23 protein-coding genes and 1 other annotated feature are annotated in these 25,410 nt (G+C 37.2%); of the genes, 21 read left to right on the forward strand and 2 right to left on the reverse strand.

Annotation, left to right across the window (positions count from 1 at the left end; translation table 11 throughout):
* Window positions 1–10 precede the first annotated feature (10 nt).
* Complete coding sequence (locus tag AC1Q8L_RS10200) at window positions 11–427, reverse strand: organic hydroperoxide resistance protein (RefSeq protein ID WP_000359768.1); 417 nt, start codon at window positions 425–427, stop codon at window positions 11–13.
* Between the two features lie 2 nt (window positions 428–429).
* Window positions 430–882: a MarR family winged helix-turn-helix transcriptional regulator gene (locus AC1Q8L_RS10205; protein WP_000133921.1), complete on the reverse strand. Its 453-nt coding sequence runs from the start codon at window positions 880–882 to the stop codon at window positions 430–432.
* A gap of 415 nt (window positions 883–1,297) precedes the next feature.
* Between AC1Q8L_RS10205 and hemA the strand changes: the two genes are divergently transcribed.
* The 21 genes from hemA to spoIVFB all read left to right on the forward strand — a co-directional run bounded on the left by hemA (window position 1,298) and on the right by spoIVFB (window position 25,408).
* Window positions 1,298–2,632, forward strand: a complete 1,335-nt coding sequence (gene hemA / locus AC1Q8L_RS10210; protein WP_000547865.1) for a glutamyl-tRNA reductase — start codon at window positions 1,298–1,300, stop codon at window positions 2,630–2,632.
* 17 nt (window positions 2,633–2,649) lie between these two features.
* Window positions 2,650–3,483, forward strand: a complete 834-nt coding sequence (locus AC1Q8L_RS10215; RefSeq protein ID WP_000009005.1) for a cytochrome c biogenesis protein — start codon at window positions 2,650–2,652, stop codon at window positions 3,481–3,483.
* A 15-nt stretch (window positions 3,484–3,498) separates the two neighbouring features.
* Window positions 3,499–4,428 carry a hydroxymethylbilane synthase gene (gene hemC / locus AC1Q8L_RS10220; protein ID WP_001226406.1) on the forward strand — a complete coding sequence of 310 codons (930 nt, stop codon included), beginning with the start codon at window positions 3,499–3,501 and terminating at the stop codon, window positions 4,426–4,428.
* Between the two features lie 2 nt (window positions 4,429–4,430).
* Window positions 4,431–5,204 carry a uroporphyrinogen-III synthase gene (gene hemD / locus AC1Q8L_RS10225; RefSeq protein WP_000992341.1) on the forward strand — a complete coding sequence of 258 codons (774 nt, stop codon included), beginning with the start codon at window positions 4,431–4,433 and terminating at the stop codon, window positions 5,202–5,204.
* A complete protein-coding gene (gene hemB / locus AC1Q8L_RS10230) occupies window positions 5,201–6,190 on the forward strand; it encodes a porphobilinogen synthase (RefSeq protein WP_001087056.1) in 990 nt (329 codons plus the stop codon). Before hemD ends, hemB begins: the two co-directional genes overlap by 4 nt.
* Window positions 6,190–7,476, forward strand: a complete 1,287-nt coding sequence (gene hemL, locus AC1Q8L_RS10235) for a glutamate-1-semialdehyde 2,1-aminomutase (protein WP_492339435.1) — start codon at window positions 6,190–6,192, stop codon at window positions 7,474–7,476. The genes hemB and hemL overlap by 1 nt, the downstream gene beginning before the upstream one ends.
* 81 nt (window positions 7,477–7,557) lie before the next feature.
* Complete coding sequence (gene spoVID, locus AC1Q8L_RS10240; protein ID WP_003271973.1) at window positions 7,558–8,568, forward strand: stage VI sporulation protein D; 1,011 nt, start codon at window positions 7,558–7,560, stop codon at window positions 8,566–8,568.
* 66 nt (window positions 8,569–8,634) lie between these two features.
* Window positions 8,635–9,660 (forward strand): spore coat protein YsxE, encoded by a 1,026-nt coding sequence (gene ysxE, locus AC1Q8L_RS10245; RefSeq protein ID WP_000350660.1) that lies wholly within the window; start codon window positions 8,635–8,637, stop codon window positions 9,658–9,660.
* Window positions 9,661–9,864: 204 nt separating this feature from the next.
* Window positions 9,865–10,096 (forward strand) — a binding site (T-box leader).
* A 37-nt stretch (window positions 10,097–10,133) separates the two neighbouring features.
* Complete coding sequence (locus tag AC1Q8L_RS10250; protein WP_000072222.1) at window positions 10,134–12,779, forward strand: valine--tRNA ligase; 2,646 nt, start codon at window positions 10,134–10,136, stop codon at window positions 12,777–12,779.
* Between the two features lie 93 nt (window positions 12,780–12,872).
* On the forward strand, window positions 12,873–14,174 hold the full coding sequence (locus tag AC1Q8L_RS10255; RefSeq protein WP_000582037.1) for a bifunctional folylpolyglutamate synthase/dihydrofolate synthase: 1,302 nt from the start codon (window positions 12,873–12,875) through the stop codon (window positions 14,172–14,174).
* Between the two features lie 165 nt (window positions 14,175–14,339).
* Complete coding sequence (locus AC1Q8L_RS10260; protein WP_098295251.1) at window positions 14,340–15,290, forward strand: stage II sporulation protein B; 951 nt, start codon at window positions 14,340–14,342, stop codon at window positions 15,288–15,290.
* 233 nt (window positions 15,291–15,523) lie between these two features.
* Window positions 15,524–16,099 carry a Maf family protein gene (locus AC1Q8L_RS10265; RefSeq protein ID WP_000720494.1) on the forward strand — a complete coding sequence of 192 codons (576 nt, stop codon included), beginning with the start codon at window positions 15,524–15,526 and terminating at the stop codon, window positions 16,097–16,099.
* Between the two features lie 46 nt (window positions 16,100–16,145).
* Window positions 16,146–16,787, forward strand: a complete 642-nt coding sequence (gene radC, locus AC1Q8L_RS10270) for a RadC family protein (protein WP_065229394.1) — start codon at window positions 16,146–16,148, stop codon at window positions 16,785–16,787.
* 700 nt (window positions 16,788–17,487) lie between these two features.
* Window positions 17,488–19,359, forward strand: coding sequence for a group II intron reverse transcriptase/maturase (gene ltrA / locus AC1Q8L_RS10275; protein WP_061688023.1), 1,872 nt, complete (start codon window positions 17,488–17,490; stop codon window positions 19,357–19,359).
* Between the two features lie 321 nt (window positions 19,360–19,680).
* Window positions 19,681–20,700, forward strand: a complete 1,020-nt coding sequence (gene mreB / locus AC1Q8L_RS10280) for a cell shape-determining protein MreB (protein ID WP_000466736.1) — start codon at window positions 19,681–19,683, stop codon at window positions 20,698–20,700.
* A 41-nt stretch (window positions 20,701–20,741) separates the two neighbouring features.
* Window positions 20,742–21,593 carry a rod shape-determining protein MreC gene (gene mreC / locus AC1Q8L_RS10285; RefSeq protein ID WP_001135487.1) on the forward strand — a complete coding sequence of 284 codons (852 nt, stop codon included), beginning with the start codon at window positions 20,742–20,744 and terminating at the stop codon, window positions 21,591–21,593.
* A gap of 14 nt (window positions 21,594–21,607) precedes the next feature.
* Window positions 21,608–22,153, forward strand: a complete 546-nt coding sequence (gene mreD / locus AC1Q8L_RS10290) for a rod shape-determining protein MreD (RefSeq protein WP_000975765.1) — start codon at window positions 21,608–21,610, stop codon at window positions 22,151–22,153.
* 35 nt (window positions 22,154–22,188) lie between these two features.
* Window positions 22,189–22,875, forward strand: coding sequence for a septum site-determining protein MinC (gene minC / locus AC1Q8L_RS10295; protein ID WP_000391521.1), 687 nt, complete (start codon window positions 22,189–22,191; stop codon window positions 22,873–22,875).
* Window positions 22,876–22,877: 2 nt separating this feature from the next.
* Window positions 22,878–23,675 carry a septum site-determining protein MinD gene (minD, locus tag AC1Q8L_RS10300; protein ID WP_000503309.1) on the forward strand — a complete coding sequence of 266 codons (798 nt, stop codon included), beginning with the start codon at window positions 22,878–22,880 and terminating at the stop codon, window positions 23,673–23,675.
* Window positions 23,676–23,808: 133 nt separating this feature from the next.
* Window positions 23,809–24,555: a stage IV sporulation protein SpoIVFA gene (gene spoIVFA, locus AC1Q8L_RS10305; protein WP_000797475.1), complete on the forward strand. Its 747-nt coding sequence runs from the start codon at window positions 23,809–23,811 to the stop codon at window positions 24,553–24,555.
* Window positions 24,548–25,408 (forward strand): stage IV sporulation intramembrane metalloprotease SpoIVFB, encoded by an 861-nt coding sequence (gene spoIVFB, locus AC1Q8L_RS10310; RefSeq protein WP_000599064.1) that lies wholly within the window; start codon window positions 24,548–24,550, stop codon window positions 25,406–25,408. Before spoIVFA ends, spoIVFB begins: the two co-directional genes overlap by 8 nt.
* Window positions 25,409–25,410 lie beyond the last annotated feature (2 nt).

The raw sequence follows: 25,410 nt of genomic DNA on the forward strand, positions 1-25,410 counted from the left end.
ATATAAGCTGTTAACGTACGTTTAATGTAACTTCAATATTACCTCGTGTTGCTTTAGAGTAAGGACATACACCGTGAGCCGCTTCTACAAGTTCTTGTGCTTCGCTATGTGAAACGCCAGCGACATGTACATCAAGCACGGCAGATAGGCCAAAACCACCATCTGTATCTTTTCCGATAGAAACGTGAGCGGTTACTTCTGTACTTTCTACTTTCATACGTTTTGTACGAATGACAAGTTGTAATGCACTATCGAAACAAGCTGCATAACCAGCTGCAAATAGTTGTTCTGGATTTGTTGCTTCTCCACCTGCACCACCTAGTGCTTTCGGCATTTTCACATCAAGATTTAATATGCCATCATCTGAAATTACTTTCCCATTTCTTCCACCTGTTGCTGTTACTGAAGCAGTATATAATTTATCCACATTTATTCCCCTTTTCCATCATTAATTGTTTTCATTGTTTCAATTAGTTTATTTAGTTGAATTAATAAAGAGCGATATTCTTGCTCTGTAATTCCTAAGTTTGTAGCCATCGTTGTCGGTAATGAACAAGCCTTTTCCTTTAAATCTTTGCCTTGTTCTGTTAATTCAATACAAACTTTTCGCTCGTCTTCTTTGGAACGAACACGTTTTACAAGTGTTAATGATTCCATTCGTTTTAACATAGGTGTTAACGTACCGGAATCTAAAAATAGACGTTCTCCAATTTCTTTTACTGTTAGTCCATCTTGCTCCCATAGTACGAGTAAAGTAATGTACTGGGGATACGTAATACCCATCTCTTCTAAATAAGGTCGATAAAAACGAGTAACCTCTCTAGAGCAGGCATAAATAGAAAAACAAAGTTGGTTATCTAGATGCAAAGAGTCCTCTGTCATACATAACTCCCTTCTTATTAAGTTGTGCACAATTTAATTTTGTAAAATCAATATAACGAAAAATAAATAAAATGTCAAATACATTGTATTGAGAAAGTGTCTGCTACATTTTGGAACAATCATACATATTTTCCTTCATGATGAAAGAAGATAGGAAAGATGATGTTATAATTTATATGGAATAGTTTCCATCACTTGATTATGAGGACTTTTTTTGGTAACGTACAAATAGAGTTATTAATTTATAATCATTATAAAGTAGAAGTTTTTTTATTAGTTTGCTGAATCTCCTTTATTACATACGGAGAATAATTAAAAAATAATCGGTTGTTCACACGATTGTCAGATTCATAAGAGGAAAGTTGTATTATGATAGTAGATAAAGTGATAAAACGGGTGAAGGGGGACATGCTGCGTGCATATTCTTGTTGTTAGTGTAAATTATCGAACAGCCCCTGTAGAATTTCGTGAGAAACTCACATTTCAGGCAGCAGAGCTAGAGCGAGCGATGACTACATTACAAAATCAAAAGAGCGTGTTAGAGAATGTCATTGTATCAACTTGTAATCGCACTGAGATTTATGCTGTTGTAGATCAATTACACACGGGACGGTATTATATTAAGAAATTTTTAGCTGATTGGTTTCAGCTTGAAATAGAAGAAGTCGCACCATATTTAACTATTTTTGAACAAGATGGTGCAATAGACCATTTATTCCGCGTAACGTGCGGTTTAGATTCTATGGTAGTGGGAGAAACACAGATTTTAGGCCAAATAAAAGATAGCTTTTTAGAAGCACAACAAGTTAAAGCAACAGGCACAATTTTTAATGAATTGTTTAAGCAAGTCATTACATTAGCAAAACGTGCCCACTCAGAAACAACAATTGGTGAAAGTGCGATGTCTGTTAGTTATGCTGCTGTTGAGCTTGGAAAGAAAATATTTGGCGAGTTAACAGATTGTCATGTGCTTATTCTTGGTGCTGGTAAAATGGGCGAACTTGCATTGCAAAACTTATATGGAAGTGGTGCTCGTAAAGTAACAGTTATGAATAGGACGCTTTCGAAAGCAGAAGTAATGGCTGAGAAATATATGGGACATGCAAAATCGTTAAGCGAATTACAATGTGCATTATTAGAAGCAGATATTTTAATTAGTTCAACTGGTGCATCAGAGTATGTCATTACGAAAGAGATGATGACAAAGGTAGAGAAAATGCGCTCTGGTCGTCCTTTATTTATGGTTGATATTGCAGTACCACGTGATATTGATCCAGCGATTGATGAGTTAGAAGGTTCTTTCTTGTATGACATTGATGATCTGCAAGGAGTAGTGGAGGCAAACCGTGCTGAGCGTTTGAAAGAAGCAGAGAAAATTCAATTTATGATTGAAGAGGAAATTGTTCTATTTAAAACGTGGTTAAGTACACTTGGTGTTGTTCCGTTAATAGCAGCTCTTCGTGATAAGGCACTTGCAATCCAAAGTGAAACGATGGTAAGCCTAGAGCGAAAAATACCAAACCTTAGTGATCGTGAGAAAAAAGTTATTAGTAAGCATACGAAAAGTATTATTAATCAATTATTAAAAGACCCAATTTTAGTAGCAAAAGAAATAGCTGCTGAAGAGGGAGCGAGCGAAAAACTAGCGTTATTTGCAAAGATTTTTGATTTAGAAACGGAAGAAGTAGAGAGTCGTGCGGAAGAAGTAGAACATAAAAGAGTGTGGACACCATCCGTTCCATCTTTATAATTTGGAAGGATGATCGGATGAGTTTTTTAAATAACAGTATTATTTATCATATTGCAATTATTTTATATGCTTGTAGCATTAGTTTATATTTTATAGATTATTTCCAAAGTAACCGAAAGGCGAACCGATTTGCTTTTTGGTTACTTTCGATTGTATGGGTATTGCAGTCTATTTTTATGTTGCTTAGGGCGACAGATTCAGAAACGAATCCCATTTTAACTTTATTATCAGGGATTTATTTTTATGTTTGGTTATTGATTACGATGTCGTTAGTCATAAATCGATTTATGCGCGTTGACTTTTTAGTCTTCTTTACAAATGTTGTTGCATTTGGCGTAAGCGCTTTTTCTATTTTTACACCGCTCGGAAAGATGTCGCCAGTACTTGCAGAGCAATTAGTTTCAGAACTTGTATACGTGCATGTTGGAATGGCGATTATTTCTTATGCAACGTTTACGGTATCGTTTATTTTTTCTATTATGTATTTACTGCAATATCGCCTATTAAAAAAGAAAAAGTGGAATGCGAGATTAAGAAGGTTAGGGAATTTACCGAAGCTTGAATCTACGTCTTACGGATTAAATTTATTTTCTGTTCCATTTTTCTTACTAGCAATTTTATTGGGGTGTATATGGGGATATACAAAATTGGACAATTTCCATTGGTATGATACGAAAGTAATCGGATCTTTTGTCGTTCTATTTGTGTATTGCACAGGTTTATATTTACGAGCGGCAGATGTGTTGCAAGGTAAGAAAATTGTACAGTGGAATATCGGATCGTTTCTCGTAATGCTAGTAAACATTTTTCTATTAAGCAGTTTATCCAATTTCCACTTTTGGTATTTATAATGAGGAGAGAGAATTATGCGCAAAATTATTGTAGGGTCACGAAAGAGTAAACTAGCATTAACGCAAACAAACTGGTTTATTGATCAGTTAAAAGCGCTAGGTCTACCATATGAATTTGAAGTGAAAGAAATTGTCACAAAAGGTGATGTTATTTTAGATGTTACTCTTTCAAAAGTAGGCGGAAAAGGCTTGTTCGTTAAAGAAATTGAGCATGCGTTACTTACGAAAGAAATCGATATGGCTGTACATAGTATGAAAGATATGCCGGCCGTACTTCCAGAAGGTTTAATGATTGGCTGTACACCAAAGCGTGTTGACCCTCGGGATGCCTTTATCTCAAAAAATGGAGCATCGTTTAAAGAGTTAGCGGAAGGTGCTATTTTAGGTACGAGTAGTTTAAGACGTAGTGCACAGCTACTCGCTGCGAGACCAGATTTACAAGTGAAGTGGATTCGTGGAAATATCGATACACGTTTACGTAAATTAAAAGAAGAAGATTACGATGCGATTATTTTAGCGACAGCTGGATTACAAAGAATGGGCTGGGATGATGAAGTTATTACAGAACATTTAGATGAGACGTTATGTGTACCTGCTGTAGGACAAGGTGCATTAGCGATTGAATGTCGTGAGGATGATAAGGATTTATTGCAATTGTTATCGCATATTAATGATGCGATAACAGAAAGAACAGTGGCAGCGGAGCGAGTATTTCTTCATAAACTTGAAGGTGGATGCCAAGTTCCAATCGCTGGATATGCAACCCTTACAGAAAACGATGCAATCGAATTAACAGCTCTTGTCGGCTCTATGGATGGCTCTGTTTTATTAAAAGAGACAGTAGTGGGTACTAATCCTGAAGAAGTAGGATTAGAGGCCGCGGACCGTTTAATTAAACAAGGCGCCAAAGAACTCATTCTTGCTGCAAATAAGGAGCAACAATAAATATGAACGCTCTCGCTGGAAAAACGGTATTGATTACACGTGCCCAGCATCAAGCGAAACAAATGAGTGTAGCAGTGAAAGAAAAGAGCGGAATTCCATTGGAAATTCCGCTTTTGCGTATGGAAGGTATGTCTCATAGGCAAATTCAACATATTGAAGAGCAGCTACATTCATACGACTGGGTTATTTTTACGAGCAGAAATGGTGTAGCTTTTTTTCTAGATAGTTTAAAAAAGAAACTACCACTAACCATTAAAATCGCTGCGGTAGGTGTGAAAACAAAATTAGAGTTAGAAAAAAGGGGCTATCAAGTTCATTTTGTCCCGAATTCATTTGTTGCAGAAGCATTTGCCGAAGAGTTTCTAAAAGAATTAAATGGAAACGAACGTATTTTATTTCCAAAAGGCAATTTAGCAAGAGATGTAATACCAGTTAAACTGCGTGAAATTGGTGTTTCTCTAGATGAGTTGATCGTATACGGTACGAAAGTGAATGTAGAAAAAAAGCAAGAGCTTATAGCAGCGTTGAAGTTAGGAGAAGTAGACATTATTACATTTACGAGTCCTTCAACTGTTACTAGTTTTGTTCGTTTACTTGAGGGTGCAAACTGGAGAGAATGGACAAAAAAATGTACAATTGCTTGTATAGGACCTATTACGGAAAAAGAGGCAAGTCGTTATTTTCCGTCTGTTATTGTGCCGAAAGAGTACACTGTAGAAGCATTACTACAATGTGTTTGTGAATCTATAAAAAAGAATGGGGATAGAAATATATGAACTCTTTACAATTTAATCGTCATCGTCGTTTAAGACAAAGCGGGGGCATGCGTGCGCTTGTGCGTGAAACGTTTTTACATACGGAAGATTTTATTTACCCTATTTTTGTATTAGAAGGTGAAAATGTTCGTAATGAAGTTCCTTCTATGCCAGGCGTATATCAAATTTCTTTAGATTTATTGCAAGCTGAAATGCAAGAAGTTGTTGATTTAGGTATTCGTTCTGTTATTGTATTTGGTTTACCTGCTGAAAAGGATGAAGTTGGATCATCAGCATATTGTGATCATGGAATTGTACAACGTGCTATTCAGCAAATTAAAGGTGATTTCCCTGAGCTAGTAGTAGTCGCAGACACATGTTTATGTCAATTTACAAGCCATGGTCATTGCGGTGTAATTGAAGATGGTATTATTTTAAATGACGAGTCTCTTGCAGTTCTTGCGAAAACAGCTGTAAGTCAAGCGAAAGCAGGAGCGGACATTATTGCGCCATCAAACATGATGGACGGCTTCGTAACAGCAATTCGCCATGCATTAGACGAAAATGGTTTTGGACACGTGCCAGTTATGTCGTACGCTGTGAAATATTCATCAGCATTTTATGGACCATTCCGTGATGCTGCGCACGGTGCACCGCAATTTGGTGACCGTAAAACATATCAAATGGATCCAGCAAACCGTATGGAAGCATTCCGTGAAGCAGAATCAGATGTAATGGAAGGTGCAGATTTCTTAATCGTAAAACCAGCTCTTTCTTACTTAGATATCGTTCGTGATGTGAAAAATAACTTTAATTTACCAGTTGTCGCTTATAATGTAAGTGGTGAATATTCGATGATTAAAGCGGCAGCGCAAAATGGCTGGATTAATGAAAAAGAAGTTGTTCTTGAAAAATTAATTAGTATGAAACGTGCAGGAGCAGACTTAATTATTACGTATCATGCAAAAGATGCAGCAAAATGGTTACAAGAAGGAGGCGCTAAATAATGAAAAAGTTTGATAAATCGATTGCGGCGTTTGAAGAGGCACAAGACTTAATGCCTGGTGGCGTAAATAGCCCGGTTCGTGCTTTTAAATCTGTTGGGATGAATCCGTTGTTTATGGAGCGTGGAAAAGGCTCTAAAGTATATGATATTGATGGGAATGAATACATCGACTACGTATTATCATGGGGGCCTTTAATTCATGGTCATGCAAATGATCGTGTTGTAGAAGCGTTAAAATCTGTTGCTGAAAGAGGTACAAGCTTCGGTGCACCAACAGAAATTGAAAATAAATTAGCAAAACTTGTTATTGAGCGCGTGCCATCAATTGAGATTGTGCGTATGGTTAACTCTGGAACGGAAGCAACAATGAGTGCACTACGTTTAGCTCGTGGTTATACAGGTCGTAATAAAATCTTGAAATTTATTGGTTGTTACCACGGTCATGGTGATTCGCTATTAATTAAAGCTGGTTCTGGTGTGGCGACTTTAGGTTTACCAGATAGTCCTGGTGTACCAGAAGGTGTAGCGAAAAATACGATTACAGTAGCTTATAACGATTTAGAAAGCGTAAAATACGCGTTTGAACAATTCGTTGATGATATTGCTTGTGTAATTGTAGAACCAGTAGCAGGAAATATGGGGGTTGTTCCTCCGCAGCCTGGATTTTTAGAAGGTCTTCGTGAAGTAACAGAACAAAACGGTGCATTGCTTATTTTTGATGAAGTAATGACAGGGTTCCGAGTAGCTTATAATTGTGGCCAAGGTTATTATGGCGTAACACCTGATTTAACATGCTTAGGTAAAGTAATCGGTGGTGGTTTACCAGTAGGAGCATACGGTGGTAAAGCAGAAATTATGCGCCAAGTTGCACCAAGCGGACCGATTTACCAAGCTGGTACTTTATCAGGTAATCCACTTGCAATGGCAGCAGGTTATGAAACGTTAGTACAGTTAACGCCAGAATCATATGTAGAATTTGAGCGTAAAGCTGAAATGTTAGAAGCAGGATTACGTAAAGCAGCTGAAAAACATGGCATTCCACATCATATTAACCGTGCAGGTTCTATGATTGGTATTTTCTTTACAGATGAGCCCGTTATTAATTACGATGCAGCAAAATCTTCAAACTTAGAATTCTTTGCGGCTTACTATCGTGAAATGGTAGAACAAGGTGTATTCTTACCGCCATCTCAATTCGAAGGTTTATTCTTATCGACAGCACATAGTGACGCAGATATTGAGGCGACGATTGCAGCAGCTGAAATTGCAATGTCAAAATTAAAATAATGTATTAGAGAAAAATCGCTCTCCATAAGGGGGGCGATTTTTTTTTATTCATAAAGTAAGCTTTCCCTACATAAATCTGTAATGACATATAGTTTGGGAGGGGGAAAAGAAGTGGCTGCAGATCATTCGTTACGATTTTCATTAAAAGAATCTGTTTGGTTCCAAAAGGGACAGGAAGTCGATGAACTTTTGTCAATTTCGTTAGATCCAGACGTTGAGATAGAAGAGCTTGATCATGAAGTAATCGTGAGAGGGCAATTAGATTTAACGGGAGAGTATGTTGCACGAAAAGATGATTCGGCGTATTCATTAAGAGAACTATCGCCAGCAAAGTCAATTGATTATGTAGAAACAAGGGAGGATGGGGTTAATGAACTTGTTCATTCCTTTCCGCTTGAAATATCAATTCCGAGAAATCGAGTGAAAGTAATTGAAGAGCTATATGTATCAATTGAGGAATTTGATTATGAATTAAAGGAAAATGGTTGCTTACAATTATTAGCGGATATATCTATTACCGGTTTGTGTGATGAAGAGAGAAACGAGGATGAAGCTGAAGAGGAAGAAACGGTGTATGCTGAGTTAGAAGAAGATTCAGCACAAGAGGATGAAAATAGACCGGCGCCGCATGTAGAAGAACCAGCATATAAGGAATCAGATGAGTGGGAAGATTACGCATTTGAACCGTTCCAATTAGAGGAAAGAAAAGAGCAGGAATTAGAAGAAGAGAAGATAGAGGAACATGAATTTGTGGAGCGTGAAGAGGAGCAAGAAACAACGCCGCAATTTGAATTGTTTGGGCGAAAAGATTTCAAGAAAGAAAAAGCGAAAAAGCAGGAAGAACAAGAAGAAGAGTACTCACAGCGAGATGAAAATGCGCTTTATTTAACAAAACTATTTACGAAAGAACCGGAAGAAGAATTTACAAAGTTAAGAATGTATTTCGTGCAAGAAGGGGATACAATTGAATCTATTGCAGAACGTTATGAAACGTCTGTGCAAAATGTGTGCCGTGTCAATCAAACAGAAGATATATTTTTAAATACGGGGCAAATTATTTATATTCCCGTTTCAAGGGTAAAGGCGAAATAAGGAAGTGAGTGTTTTCACTCGCTTCTTTTCTTAGAGGCTATGTTTTGAATAGAAAGGGTTATTCGTATGGATATTGAATTACGAAATCACTATGAACCTATCGTGAGGCAATATAGATTGGATACGCAGCATATGGAAGAGCACGGAAGCGTAATGAAAATTTATACGAATCAAGGTCCATATGCACTCAAGAAAATAGAAGGCAGAAAGTTAGAGCGGAATAATTTTCTGCATCATATTCAATATTTGAAGGAGAAAGGTTTTTCAAATTATGTACCTATATACCACGCGACGGATGGAAATTATATTTTAAGTGACGGGACGTATAATTATTATTTAATGCCTTGGTTAGAACGTGCAGAAGGAAACGGCGAGGATAATGATCAATACCATAAAATGTTTCAGACACTTGGAACGTTGCATCAAAAAACTGTGAAGGAAGAAACATATACGGAAGAAGATTTAGAAAAACATTATACAACTATATCCGATCGCTGGGAAAATGATGGTGAGATGTTAGAAGAGTTTCTCGTAGAATCTGAATCAAAATGGTATATGTCCCCGTTTGAATTACAATATTGTACGTACTATCATCATGTAATGAGAGCGCGTGAATTTGCAACGAAGCAATTAAATGAGTGGAACGATGCGATGAAAGAAAAAGAGAAAACACGTATTACTTTTGTGCATGGTAACGTGTCACTTAATCATTTTTTATTTGACTATGAGCGAAATGGCTATTTTATTAGTTTGGAAAAATCGAAGTTTGCAACGCCTGTGCAAGATATAGTAGGTTTTTATTCACGGTCTTTAAACACATATCCAATCGCAAGAAGTGATCGGTTTGAATGGTTTCAAATGTATCAAAAAAATTTCCCTTTTACGAAAGAAGAGCAACTACTTATGTTTGCGTATATGACGTATCCATCGCAATTTATTCGGCAAATCCAGTCTTATAAGAAAAGAAGAGATAATCGCAACGAGGAAAATGAACTGCGCGGAGTAAAGAGTTTGCAACAATCGCATTGGCTCGTTAGCAATATAGAATATTTCCTGTCACAATTACAAGCTGCCCAGCAAGGGAACGGGTAAAGTAAAACTTTAATCAACCTAACTTCTTTGCTTCAGCTGAATTTTGAGGTGGGGTCTTATTGCCCGCAAATAGCGGGATAAAGAAGATAAGTAGAGAATGCTACTTATCTTCTTTATATTCACCCGAAAAGTCATAGTTTTAAATTTATCTTGACGAATAAGGTTTCGTTTTTTACACTATTGTATATAATAATTAACAATCATATAAATGCCTTGAAGGGGAAGAGTATAACATGAAACGTCTTCAGAGAGGAGAATCAGTAGCTGGGAGATTCTCTAGATAGTTATGTTAGAAGGTAGCCCTGGAGCATCTTTTCTGAACAGAATAGTTCTCATTAGGAAAAGACGGATTTGTCCGTTATCAAATTAAGAGTATAAGCAAATTATGAATTTGTTTGTAAATAAAGGTGGTACCGCGATGTCCCTCGTCCTTTTTGGATGAGGGACATTTTTTATTTTAAGGAGGGAAAATAATGTCAAACACGGAAAAGAATTTACCAACTAAATATGATCATATGTCCGTTGAAGAAGGCCTTTATCAATGGTGGCTTGAAGGCAAATATTTTGAAGCAACAGGAGACGAGAAGAAACAACCGTATACAATTGTAATTCCACCTCCGAACGTAACTGGTAAGTTACACTTAGGTCATGCTTGGGATACAACTCTTCAAGATATTTTAACTCGTACGAAGCGTATGCAAGGTTACGATGTGCTATGGCTTCCAGGAATGGACCATGCTGGTATCGCAACACAAGCGAAAGTAGAAGGAAAACTTCGTGAAGAAGGTATTTCACGTTACGATCTTGGCCGTGAGAAATTCCTTGAAAAAGCTTGGGAGTGGAAAGAAGAGTACGCTTCTCACATTCGTCAACAATGGGGGAAAGTTGGTTTAGGACTAGACTATTCTCGCGAACGTTTCACATTAGACGAAGGTTTATCTGATGCGGTTAATAAAGTATTCGTTCAATTATACGAAAAAGGCTTAATTTACCGCGGTGAATATATTATCAACTGGGATCCAGCAACACGCACAGCTCTTTCTGATATTGAAGTAATTCATAAAGAAGTTCAAGGTGCATTCTACCATATGAACTATCCGTTAACAGACGGTTCAGGTCACATTCGCCTTGCTACTACTCGTCCAGAAACGATGCTTGGTGATACAGCGGTAGCAGTTCATCCAGAAGATGATCGTTACAAACATTTAATCGGAAAAACAGTTACACTTCCAATCGTAGGCCGTGAGATTCCGATTATTGCTGATGAGTACGTAGAAAAAGACTTCGGAACAGGCGTTGTAAAAATTACACCAGCTCATGACCCGAACGACTTTGAAGTAGGTAACCGTCATGACTTACCACGCATCTTAGTAATGAACGAAGATGGATCGATGAACGAAAAAGCTGGTAAATATAACGGTATGGATCGTTTCGAATGCCGTAAAGAATTAGTGAAAGACTTACAAGAAGCTGGCGTATTAGTAGAAATCGAGCCACATATGCATTCAGTAGGTCATAGTGAGCGTAGCGGTGCAGTTGTTGAGCCTTACTTATCAACACAATGGTTCGTAAAAATGGCTCCACTTGCTGAAAAAGCAGTAGCGCTTCAACAAAAAGAAGAAGAAAAAGTAACGTTCGTACCAGAGCGTTTTGAAAACACATATTTACGATGGATGGAAAATATTCATGACTGGTGTATTTCTCGTCAATTATGGTGGGGACACCGTATTCCAGCTTGGTACCATAAAGAAACTGGTGAAGTATACGTAGGTACAGAAGCACCAGCAGATATTGAAAACTGGAATCAAGATAACGACGTACTTGATACATGGTTCAGTTCAGCGCTATGGCCATTCTCAACACTTGGTTGGCCAAATGAAGATTCAGCAGACTTCAAACGTTACTATTCAACAGATGCACTAGTAACGGGTTATGACATCATCTTCTTCTGGGTATCTCGTATGATTTTCCAAGGTTTAGAGTTTACAGGCGAGCGTCCATTTAAAGATGTATTAATTCACGGTTTAGTTCGTGATGAGCAAGGTCGTAAGATGAGTAAATCTCTTGGTAACGGTATTGACCCAATGGATGTTATCGAGAAGTACGGTGCAGATGCAATGCGCTATTTCTTATCAACAGGAAGTGCACCAGGTCAAGATTTACGTTTCAGCATGGAAAAAGTAGAATCTACTTGGAACTTCATTAATAAAATTTGGAACGCATCACGTTTCGTATTAATGAACATGGATGATATGAAGTATGAAGAAATCGATTTAACTGGTGAAAAATCAGTTGCAGATAAGTGGATCTTAACTCGCTTAAACGAAACAATCGAGAGTGTAACACGTAACATGGATAAATATGAGTTCGGTGAAGCTGGTCGTTCATTATACAACTTCATTTGGGATGATTTCTGTGACTGGTACATTGAAATGGCGAAACTTCCACTATACGGTGAAGATGAAGCAGCTAAGAAAACGACTCGTTCTATTTTAGCTTACGTATTAGATCAAACAATGCGTCTATTACACCCATTCATGCCATTCGTAACAGAGAAAATTTGGCAACATTTACCGCATGAAGGCGAATCTATTACAGTAGCTGCGTGGCCAACAGTTCGCGAAGATTTACAAGATACGGAAGCTGCGGCAGAAATGCACCTTCTAGTTGATATCATTCGCTCTGTTCGTAACATTCGTGCAGAAGTAAATACGCCAATGAGCAAAAAAGTTCAAATGCAAATTAAAGCAAAAGATGAGGCTGTACTTGCTCAACTTACGAAAAATAGCTCTTACATTGAGCGTTTCTGTAACCCAAGCGAATTAACAATTCAAACGGACTTACAAGCGCCAGAAAAAGCAATGACTGCAATCGTATCAGGTGCAGAGTTATTCTTACCGTTAGCTGATCTTATCAATCTTGATGAAGAGAGAGCTCGTCTTGAGAAAGAACTTGAGAAGTTCGATAAAGAAGTAGAACGTGTACAGAAGAAACTTTCTAACCAAGGTTTTGTAGCGAAAGCTCCTGCAGCGGTTATTGAAGGAGAGCGTGCGAAAGAGCAAGATTACCTAGAAAAACGCGAAGCAGTTCGTCAACGTCTAGCAGATCTTGAAAAGTAAAAATATTTTTAGAGACTCACTATATTGGTGAGTCTCTTTTCTTTGCGTATAATAGAACTATGAAAGTTGTCTTTTGAAAGGGGAAAAGCATACGTGATACATACATACGAAGAAGCGATAGGGTGGATTCATAGCCGATTGAAATTTGGTATTAAACCAGGATTAGAAAGAATGAATTGGATGCTAGAAGAGCTCGGAAATCCAGAGCGTCATATAAAATGTATTCATCTTGCTGGTACAAATGGAAAAGGTTCAACGTTAACATATATGCGTTACATGTTAGAAGGCGCGAAATATAAGGTAGGAACGTTTACCTCTCCTTACATCGAAACATTTAATGAACGCATTAGTGTGAATGGAACACCAATTGCAGATGAAGAGATTACTGAACTCGTAAAGATGGTAAAACCAGTCGTGGAAAAACTAGATGAAACGGATTTAGGGGAAGCGACTGAGTTTGAAATTATTACTGTTATGGCAATTTGCTATTTCGGTAAAGTCAATTTCTGTGATGTTGTTTTATTTGAAACAGGGCTCGGTGGACGTTTTGATTCTACCAATGTTATACACCCTGTTCTCACGATTATTACGAATATCGGTCACGATCATATGCATATTTTAGGGAATACACTAGGAGAAATTGCATATGAAAAGGCGGGGATTATTAAGTCTGGTGTGCCGGTAATTACTGGTGTAAAAGATGAAGAAGCTTTGCAAGTCATTCAAAATGTTGCAAAGGAAAACCATGCAAACTTATACGAACTTGGCAAGCATTTTACAGCGTTACATAAACAGTCTAACGAAGATGGGGAACAGTTTGATTTTACTTGTCCTTTTACCGCATTTGAAGATTTGCAAATCTCAATGAAAGGTATTCATCAAGTAGGAAATGCAGCGCTAGCACTTATGGCAGTAATGTATGTAAAAACATATTTATCATTTTTAATTGAGGAAGAGGGAATAAGAACGGGATTACGGGAAGCGTATTGGATTGGGCGCTTTGAAAAGCTACAAAGTAACCCGGATATTATTATAGATGGTGCTCATAATCCAGAAGGTATCGAAAGCCTTGTGAAGACAGTAGAAGCGCATTACAAAGATAAAAATGTAATAGTTTTATTTACTGCCCTTGGTGATAAACAATTGCATAACATGGTAGGCCGATTAGAAACCATTGCAGATGAAATGATTTTTACAACATTCGCCTTTGATCGTGCTATTTCTGCAGACAAGCTTGCATCATATTCACAAAAAGAATCAAAATTAGTTTTTGAAAATTGGAAAGAGGCAATTGATACAAAAGTTGAAATGATAGGGGAAAATGATGTTTTTATCATAACAGGTTCTCTTTATTTCATTTCTGAAGTTCGAAAATATATTCGAGAGAAAAACTAGATAGTCTTTACTATCTAGTTTTTTTGTTCTACAAATGAAGTCAAATGCATACATATAAGATAAATATATAGGGTTATTTGGCGAATTCCTCTGACAAATATCTCGTTTTTTTGTGAAATGAATATGATATGATGCGGACAACGATAAGAGGTGAGGTGTGAGTGTATGGACAAGCAATCACGAACGATCTCAGTGAAAGTGAATGGAACAGAAGCGAAGTATGAGGAAAAGAAGAAAGATGAATTTGAATGGGTGGTAGTAGAAAGTGAACGACCTAAAAATGTTGTTCCGTTTCAAAAAGCGAAATCAGTGTCTGTGGAAAAATACCGAAAGAAGTGGAGTAATACATTAATTGCAATCGTTGCAACCGCAATTATTATCGGTACGGCGTTTGGAATGGGGATGCTTCATTTACTTACTGGACAAGGAACAACAGGAGGAAGTGAAGTAACTGCTTCAAGGCCGACTGGAAATGGAGAATCAAAGGTGGGTGGAACGGCAGAACAAACACCAGCACCGAAAGAAGAAAAACAAAAGGCGCAGACAGGAACGTCATTGGATCCGATGAAATTATTCTTTGTTCAAGGGGGGCTTTATTCTTCTGAAGAAAAGGGACAGGCAGCTCTTGAAGAATGGAAAGGCAATGGGGGCATTGGTGCTTTGAGACCGAGCGGGGATAAGTATGCAATAGTTGTTGGTATTGCTAGCGATGAACAGGCTATAAATCAATTAATGACTAAGTATAAAAATGATGGTGTCTCCGTTTTAAAAAAGAACTGGGATATAACAGATAAAGCATTGCTGAAAGATGATAAAGAAGTAGGAACATTTTTAACAAAAGTGCAGCCATTATATACTCATTTAGCAAAATATGCTTCTAGCGTACAAGTTGGTGGAAAAAGCAGCGCAAAAGATATAGAAGTGATTGAAAAAGAATGGAAAGCGATTGAAAAAGAAGGGAAAAGTATGAAGCGAGAAGAAGCAAAGAAACTGTATATGTATACGTCGGTAGCTGTACAAACAGTAAAAGATGGGAAAATGGATAAGGAATCTTTGGCGAAATTAAATCAAGTTATTATTGATGGCTTACTCTCGTATGAAAAAATTGTTTCGTAGAAAGTGAAATGATAGGATAATAAAATGAGTAAGAAAGAAGTACATGTACTTCTTTCTTTTCTTTTGAATTTAGAGCAAAGTGCTTTCTCTATGACAGGAATATAATCGTATGCAATAAAGAAGTGTTATTTTTAGTTAGAGAAATTAATATTTCTTTCATTTGTGGGCAAACTATTCCTTTGATACGATTGATATAAATTGTTCTGCTTCATGTGAGAAAGGAAGGAGAAAATATGAAAAAAATAATTTTAGCTTCAGGGTCACCTCGGAGGAAGGAATTGCTTGAGTTAGCTAGCGTACCATTTGAAATCGTTGTAAGTGAAGTAGAGGAAACAATTGGTGCATATTCATCGCCTTCTGATATTGTAATGTCGCTTGCCTTGCAAAAAGCATCAGCGGTTGCAGAAAATAATAGTGATCACATTGTGTTAGGTGCAGATACAATTGTTACATATGAGTCGCGTATCCTTGGTAAGCCTTCTAATGAGGATGAGGCGAAAGAGATGTTACAATTACTATCTGGGAAAACACATGAAGTGTATACAGGTGTTGCGATTATATCAAAAGAAAAAACGGTTACTTTTTATGAGCGTACAGAAGTTACATTTTGGGAGTTAACAGAAGAGGAAATTGATACATACGTCGCGTCGAAAGAACCTCTTGATAAAGCAGGTAGTTATGGGATTCAAGGTAAAGGATCTATTTTCGTTCAAAATATTCAAGGGGACTACTATAGTGTAGTTGGCTTACCAATTGCACGTCTCGTTCGGGAATTAAAACAATTTGATATTGATGTAACCCATGCGTAAAATTGCATGGGGTTTTCTTTGAGAGAACAAATAAAGGGGTGGAGAAATGAACGGTATTCGTGATGTTGTAAGAGAAGAACAGCCACGGGAGCGTTTATTGTTAGAAGGTGCTGGAAGTTTATCAAATCGAGAGCTTCTCGCAGTGTTACTCAGAACAGGTTCTAAAGAAGAAACAGTTTTAAAGTTGTCAGATAAAATTTTACACCAATTTGATGGCTTACGTATGTTGAAAGATGCAACATTAGAAGAGCTAATTAGTATACATGGTATTGGGATTTCAAAGGCATCGCAACTTATGGCAGCCTTTGAACTAGGCAGAAGAATGGTACGTTTAGAATATCAAAATAGATATAGTATTCGAAGTCCAGAAGATTGTGCGAAATACATGATGGAAGAAATGCGTTTTTTACAACAAGAGCATTTTGTTTGTTTATATTTAAATACAAAAAATCAAGTTATACATAGGCAAACGATCTTTATTGGAAGTTTAAACACGTCAATTGTACACCCGAGGGAAGTTTTTAAAGAAGCCTTCCGTCGTGCAGCAGCCTCTATCATATGTCTTCATAACCATCCCTCAGGAGATCCCACGCCGAGCCGTGAAGATATTGAAGTAACCAAACGCTTAGTAGAATGCGGTCAGATTATCGGAATTGAAGTGCTTGATCATAGTGTGCGCTGTTCCTAGACAATCTGCGTAGAAATATGCAATAAAACTAGGCAAAGGTACTTACCTTTGAACTTTACGCTTGAATAGGTTGGTGAAATCCCAGCTCATCGTTAAATGTTGGTAACGATGCTCTGAAACTCCGACGTGCATAAATAGTTAACTACATTTGTGTACGAAGCTCGGTAAAGGCGCTGAAAAACAGACCTGAGAAGCGGTTAGTAAAGTAAGCGGGAGGCTATAAAACCGTCATGCTGACTTACCAGGAATCCTCGTATGTACGGCTCGTAAATGCAAAGGGAAACGAAATGAAGTTTCTCGCTTCTGTAAAAGAAGTTTAATCGTGGGTTTTGTATTTGTGGTTGCAAAATCTATACTACTCCAATTATGGAATAGTGTCTTGCGTCCTACCAACAGTGGACAAAAAGATGATTAACGGGTCAAAGAGGACAGCTAAAACGGTAATGAAAAGCTAAAGCGTAAGGAACAGCGGAACCATAGAGGATGATGACAAGAGGAGTTAAACTCAATGCATCTAAATTGGAGGAAATGACAATTGAATCTATGGGACAGCAGCCCGTAGTAGTGACGAAGTTTCTGTAATGGGAATAGAGCGAAGGGGCATAGTCAGTCCAATTATTAAGTTAAACCAATTTGTTAGGGAAGCCGTTTGAGCATACCTGATTAAAACCTTGCATTCTCCCAATAAGGAGGAATCGCAATGGAACAAGAATCTAACTATCTAAAATCTGAACAAGAATTAAGAGATAAACAGGACGAATTATATAATAAAAGTTTCGAAAGTATAAATCAAAAGGGACAATCGTCTGGACACAAAAACTTATTAGAACTGATGACAAGTGAAGCCACGATACTAACGGCTATCCATCGCATTAAAGCGAATAAGGGAAGTCGTACGGCTGGAAGTGACCATAAATTAATGAAACCAGACATTCTTCAAAAAGATTACCCAAAAGTCGTACAACTCGTACAAGAAAACTTTCGAAATTATCGTCCAGAACCTATTAAAAGAAAGTACATTCCAAAACCAAATTCCAAAGAGTTACGCCCATTAGGAATACCAAGCATTATCGACCGAGTTATACAGGAGTGTGTTCGTTTAATTATTGAACCAATTCTTGAGGCGCAATTTTTCCAACATTCATATGGATTCAGACCAATGAGAGATTCCAGTATGGCATTAGTTCGAACAACTGACATCGTTCATATCACGGGACACTATTGGATTATCGAAGGAGATATTAGTAAATTTTTCGATTGTGTTAACCATACGATTCTCATTAAGAAATTATGGAATATGGGAATTAGGGATAGACGTGTCCTCATGATTATCAAAGCAATGCTGAAAGCTGGGATCATGGATGAATTAAAAGAGAACCCAATTGGTACACCTCAAGGAGGAATCATCTCTCCGCTACTCGCAAATGCTTATCTACACGCATTTGACCAATGGGTAACAAGAGAATGGGAAAATAAGAAAACAAGCTACCCGTATGCACAAAAATCCAAACAGTTCGAAAGGTTACGGAAAACAACACGCCTAAAAGAAACGTATTTGGTAAGATATGCAGACGATTGGGTACTCATAACGAACTCTAAACGGAATGCGGAGAAATGGAAGTACAAAATAACAAAATATCTAAAAGAGCGGTTGAAATTGACATTGTCAGAAGAAAAGACGCTCATAACAGATATACGAAGACGACCAATTAAATTTCTTGGCTTTGAAATCAAGGCAATTAAGGGCAAGGCGAAAAATGGACATATTCTCGTCAGTAAGCCAAATCAACAACGGTTAAAAGAAAAGGTAAATGAGATTCATAAAACGATTAAGAAAATCAAAAAAGCAACAAGGAAAGACGACCTGATTCACTGGATTAATCTCATCAACTCTAAAATAAGAGGGCTAATTCAATATTACGAATGTACAACGAAAGTGAATGTGTACATGGGAAAGTATGTTGATAAACTCCACTATGCGGCATATTTGAAACTCCGAAAACATGGAGGTTATAAAATACCTGCAAAACGAGTGGACAATCTACGGTCAGCCCACGAAAAGTACGAAACCAAAATACCAATGGTTGAATACAACGAATTGAAAATAGGTGTTACAAGGCTAGATTTTTGTAGGTGGAAAAAGCCTAAAAATAAAAGCCCTAAAGAGACACCGTATACCAAACTGGGTAGACAAATTTATATGAACCGAACGAATAAAAAGCCCATTAAAGTAAGAGCGGATGAGCTCCTCAGCTTGAATTGGTCCAAGATTATCAAAATCGGACATAAGGGAAAATTGTACAACTTTGAATACTTTATGAATCGAGCCTATGCATTTAACCGTGATAAAGGAAGATGTCGAGTATGTGGAGAGTTACTTCAGGGGGATGATGTACACATACACCATGTCAACCCAAAACTTCCCATAGAAGAAGTAAATCGTGTTCCTAACCTTGCATCCCTACATGAACATTGCCATCAAATGATTCACAGTTCAAAAGATTATTCCATGGTCGGAAAAGTAATTTGGGAAAAGGTTCTAGGTTTTAGAGAAAAATTGGGATTAACGTAAATAATTGAGTTGATGGAACGCCGTATGAGGTGAAAGTCTCACGTACGGTGTGAAGTGGGGGAAAAGAAGTCCAAACGAGTAAAGTCGTGGTTTTTTCTTACCTATCACTATTTATAATAGGTGACCATAAATTCGTGAGTTTAAAGGAAAAAGGTCATATTTAAGACTATGCTTTTTACTTATTTTGTTTTATAATGTGATTTATGAGTTTTTTGTAGAAATTTATCTACAAAAAGGATAAAGATATAAAAAACGTACTGTTTTTATAATATAAAGTAAGAAAAAATGAGTCCGTGAAAACAAGAAAGGAAGATAAATAATATGTTTGGATTTGGTGGATTTACTCGCGATCTTGGAATAGACTTAGGAACTGCGAACACGCTTGTATATGTAAAAGGAAAAGGTGTAGTTTTACGTGAACCTTCAGTAGTTGCGTTACAAACTGATACGAAACAAATCGTTGCTGTAGGTAGCGATGCAAAACAAATGATTGGTCGTACACCAGGGAACGTTGTGGCACTTCGCCCGATGAAAGACGGTGTAATTGCTGATTATGAAACAACTGCAACAATGATGAAATATTACATTCAACAAGCTCAAAAATCAAACGGTTTCTTCTCACGTAAGCCGTATGTAATGGTATGTGTACCATCTGGTATTACAGCTGTAGAAAGACGTGCAGTAATCGATGCGACTCGTCAAGCGGGTGCTCGTGATGCTTATCCTATCGAAGAGCCATTTGCAGCAGCAATTGGTGCAAACTTACCTGTTTGGGAACCAACTGGTAGTATGGTTGTTGATATCGGTGGTGGTACAACAGAAGTTGCAATTATTTCTTTAGGTGGTATTGTAACAAGCCAGTCAGTTCGTGTTGCTGGTGATGATATGGATGATTCAATCATTCAGTACATTAAGAAAAGCTATAACTTAATGATTGGTGAAAGAACAGCTGAAGCATTAAAATTAGAAATTGGTTCTGCAGGCGAGCCAGAAGGTATCGAGCCTATGGAAATTCGCGGTCGTGATTTAGTAAGTGGTTTACCAAAAACAGTACTAATTCAGCCAGAAGAAATTGCAGATGCATTAAAAGATACAGTAGATGCGATTGTAGAATCAGTTAAAAATACGTTAGAAAAAACGCCACCTGAATTAGCGGCTGATATTATGGACCGCGGTATCGTATTAACAGGCGGCGGGGCATTACTACGTAATTTAGATAAAGTAATTAGTGAAGAAACGAAAATGCCAGTTCTTGTTGCAGAAGATCCATTAGATTGCGTAGCAATTGGAACAGGTAAAGCATTAGACAATATCGATCTTTTCAAAACTGCTGCTCGATAATATTGCAAAATAAAAATCAGTGAAATTAAGAGGGTGTGAACGTGCCACAGTTTTTCTTAAACAAAAGATTAATTGTTTTGTTGGTTAGTATTATTCTTCTCGTGGCATTGATTGGAATCTCATTGAAAGAACGGAACAGTTTAACATGGCCAGAGCAGTTTGTTAAAGACACTGTCGGTGTTGTAGAACGTGTATTCCAAAAGCCAGCGAAATACGTAGCTGGATTCTTCGAAAATGTAGAAGATGTAAAGCGCACGTATGAAGAGAATAAAGAATTAAAAGCAAAATTAGATAATTATGCAGGTCTATCAGGGAAAGTAAAACAACTAGAAGATGATAACAAGAAGCTACAAGAGCTAACTGGTAAAAAAGAGTTAAATAGCGGGTATACTGAAATTCCAGCTACTGTTGTTTCTCGTAATCCAGATAAATGGTACGATTTAATTGGAATTGATAAAGGGGCACAGCAAGGAATTAAAAAAGATATGGCTGTAGTAACTTCACAAGGGTTAGTTGGAAGAGTGAAAAGTGTATCTCAGTTTACATCATCAGTAGAATTACTAAGTTCTATGAGCCGAACAAATCGCGTTTCTGCTATTGTACAAGGGCAAGAGAAAATCTTTGGTTTGATTGAAGGTTATGACAAAGAAAAACAATTACTACTTTTCACAAAGATTGGCTCTGATGCACCGGTAGAAAAAGATCAACTAGTTGTAACATCTGGACTTGGTGATATTTTCCCGAAAGGTCTTGTAATTGGAAAAATCGTTGATGTTCAGCCGGATGCATATGGCTTAACAAAAACAGCTTATGTAAAACCTGCCGCTGATTTAAATGACGTAGAGCATATTACGGTTGCTAAACGTGCAACACCTTCAGCGCCATTAGAATAGGAGGAGAAGAAGAGATGATGAAGATATTAAAAAGAGCAGCTCTTCCTCTTTTGCTCCTTTTTGTGTTTCTATTTGAAAATATGTTTGCTACTGTTGTTCCAACGGATGTGTTTTGGAAAGACAGTATAGCAGCACCGCATTTCTTTATAATCGTCTTATGTTTTATTACAGTGTATTATAGTCCGGTCCAAGGGATTTATTACGGACTATTATTTGGCTTCTTATTTGATACCGTATACACAGAACTTGTCGGGATATATATTTTTGCTTATCCGATTTTAGCTTATTTAGTTTATAGTGTGATGAAAGTATTACAATTGAATTTATTTATTGTTGTTTCTATCATATTAGCTAGCATTGTAGCACTAGAGTATTATGTGTATGGATTCTTAACTTTGTTAGGACGTACTCATATGCCAGCTCATGTCTTTTTCACAGATCGTCTCCTTTCTACTTTATTGTTAAATGCTATTTTCTTATTGATAGTTTGTTTCCCACTGAGACGATATATAGTGCGTCTTTCAAAAGCGATGGAAGAAAAAGAAAAAAGGATTTTCTAATTTTATGTCGAATTGAATCGGTGGGGTGAACTTTAGTGGAAGAAAAAAAGCAACAAAATGTAACGATAAAAGGGACAAAAGATGGGATAACGCTTCATTTAGATGATTGTTGTTCATTCTCAGAATTATTGATGGAATTAGACGAAAAACTTTCTACACATTACTACGATGGTGATGGGCGCTCTTTAATTGAAGTGCATGTGAAAGTAGGAAATCGTTATTTAACAGAAGTCCAACAAGAAGAGATTCGTACGTTAATTCGTAATAAAAAGAATCTTGTTGTGGATTCAATTGAAAGTGATGTTATCACTAAAGCAGAAGCAATAGCTTGGAAAGAAGAAACAGAAATTGTCCCTATTTCCAAAATTGTTCGCTCTGGACAAGTTTTACATGTAAAAGGAAATTTGTTGTTAATTGGAGATGTTAATCCAGGCGGAACGGTTATCGCTGGGGGGAATATTTTTGTCGTAGGATCATTAAGAGGAATTGCACATGCTGGGTATTATGGGGATTCAGATGCTGTAATCGCTGCATCTGTTATGAACCCGATGCAACTTCGAATTAGTGATGTGGCAATGCGGGCTCCGGAAGAGAAAGAAGACGGAGCGGAGGCGGCAGAATGTGCGTATATTAATGAGAACAATCACATTGTTGTCGATCGCCTGCAACTTCTCACTCATCTTAGACCTAATTTAACAAAGTTAGAAAGGGGAATTGTATAGCTGTGGGAGAGGCAATAGTAATTACATCTGGAAAAGGCGGAGTAGGTAAAACTACTACATCTGCGAACATTGGTACGGCCCTAGCGTTATCTGGAAAGAAAGTGTGCTTAATTGACACAGATATCGGTCTTCGAAATTTAGACGTAGTAATGGGGCTGGAAAATCGTATTGTATTTGATCTTGTTGATGTCGTTGAAGGGCGTTGCCGTTTACCTCAGGCTCTTATTAAAGATAAACGTTTTGATGATCTTTATTTATTACCTGCAGCACAAACGAGTGATAAATCAGCGGTAACACCTGAACAAATGGATGAATTAATACAAGTATTACGTCAAGATTATGATTACATATTAATCGATTGTCCTGCGGGGATTGAGCAGGGATTTAAAAATGCGGTAGCTGGTGCGGATAAAGCAATCGTTGTTACGACTCCAGAAGTATCCTCAATGCGCGATGCGGATCGTATTATTGGGCTTTTAGAAAAAGAGGATATTGAACCACCGAAACTTGTTATTAACCGTGTACGTAGTCATATGCTTCATGAACAGGATATGTTAGATGTTGATGAAATTGTACGTACATTGTCAATTGAGCTTCTTGGTGTTGTCGAAGATGACGATGAAGTTATTCGAGCTACAAATACAGGTGAACCTGTGGCGTTGCAACCAAGCGGAAAAGCAGCGTTGGCTTATCGTAATATTGCAAGACGCTTGTTAGGTGAGAATGTACCATTACAAGCATTTGAACAAGAAAAGGTATCGGTATTTGCAAAGGTGAAAAACTTCTTTGGAATCCGTTAAGAGCACTTCGCACATATGCGAGGTGCTTTCTTTTTTCTTCACACGAATATCTTTCTTTCTTAGCTCATACATATGTACAAACTGTATACAACTGTTTCTATTGAAATTAGCTTAACGAAAGAAAGGAGACAGTATGAAGAATAGACGCGTAGAAGAAATTAAAAAGCGGATTGCAAAAAGGAAGGCCGAGCAAGAAAGGATGGAGGAAGAACAGTATTTTACCGGAGGGAATTTTGATAGCGAAACAGTAGTTATTGAAGATGGAGAAAAGGAAATGCATCCTTTATTTCGAAAGGAAGTCTTTTTCTTCAAAGTTTTATTATCGGCAATATTAGTTCTTTCGGTTGCTATTTTATATAAGAATGCTCCTTCTTCATTCAATGGAGCTAAAGCTGTTACAGAAAAAGTGATGAAAGAGGAATTTCAGTTTGCTACTGTAGCGAAATGGTACGAAAAGCAATTTGGAAAACCGCTCGTATTCTATTCGCCAAATGAGAAAAAAGAAGGAAGTATTCAGCAAAAAGATTATGCAATTCCCGCTTCTGGAAAGGTAATGCAAGGGTTTCAAAAAAATGGCCAAGGTGTATTTGTCCAAACAGCTACAAATGCAACGGTTGAGTCAGTGAATGAAGGATTAGTTGTTTTTGCGGGTAAGAAAGAGGAACTTGGAAATACAGTTCAAATTCAACATGCAGATGGTACGGAGTCATGGTATGCAAACTTAAACGATATGTCAGTGAAATTATATGATTACGTTTCAAAGAAACAAAAAATTGGAACGGTGAGTAATGATACAAATGATAAAAATGGAAAGTTTTATTTCGCGATAAAAAAGAATGAAAAATTTATTGATCCGATCCAGGTGATATCATTTGATTAAATATAGAGACGTTTTGACGAAAATTTCCGTGCATCCATTATTTTGGGTTATTATTGTCATTGGTATTTTTACTGCACGTTTTAAAGAGTTACTACTGTTATTTTGTATCGTTCTTATTCATGAACTTGGGCATGCTATTGCAGCAGCACACTATAATTGGCGTATAAAAAGAATTCAGCTTTTGCCGTTTGGTGGCGTGGCCGAGCTTGAGGAACATGGTAATAAGTCATTGAAAGAGGAACTTGTTGTCGTAATTGCAGGACCGATTCAACATGTTTGGATGATGCTAGTAGGTTATATGTTGTTTGAAGCCGGTTGGTTGAATGCAGATTTATATTATTTCTTTATGTGGAATAATATAATTATTTTAGCGTTTAATTTACTTCCTATTTGGCCGTTAGATGGCGGGAAAGTATTGTTTAATATACTATCATATCGTTTTCCTTATTTACAAGCACATGAAAAGATGATGAAATTGTCATGTGTTTTTTTTGGTGTAATATTAGGATGGCAGTTGCTCTGGAATAGTAACAATATTATGATGTGGGTACTACTCATATTTTTGGCAGTGTCGTTATATCAAGAGTGGAAACAAAGACGGTATGCATTTATGCGTTTTTTATTAGAACGTTATTATGGAAATAAAAGAGGGATTGAAAAGATTGCACCTATTGAAGTGCAATCAGAAGATCATTTATATAAGATATTCACAAAATTTCGTAGAGGATATAAGCATTCTATTATCGTCCGTGGAAAATATAAAGAGCATTACACATTGGATGAAAATGAATTGCTCTATGCATATTTTACTGAAAAACGAACAACCTCATCAGTTGAAGAATTAATCGGTTAGTG

It is taken from the genome of Bacillus sp. GW823-FHT06A11, assembly GCF_058795355.1.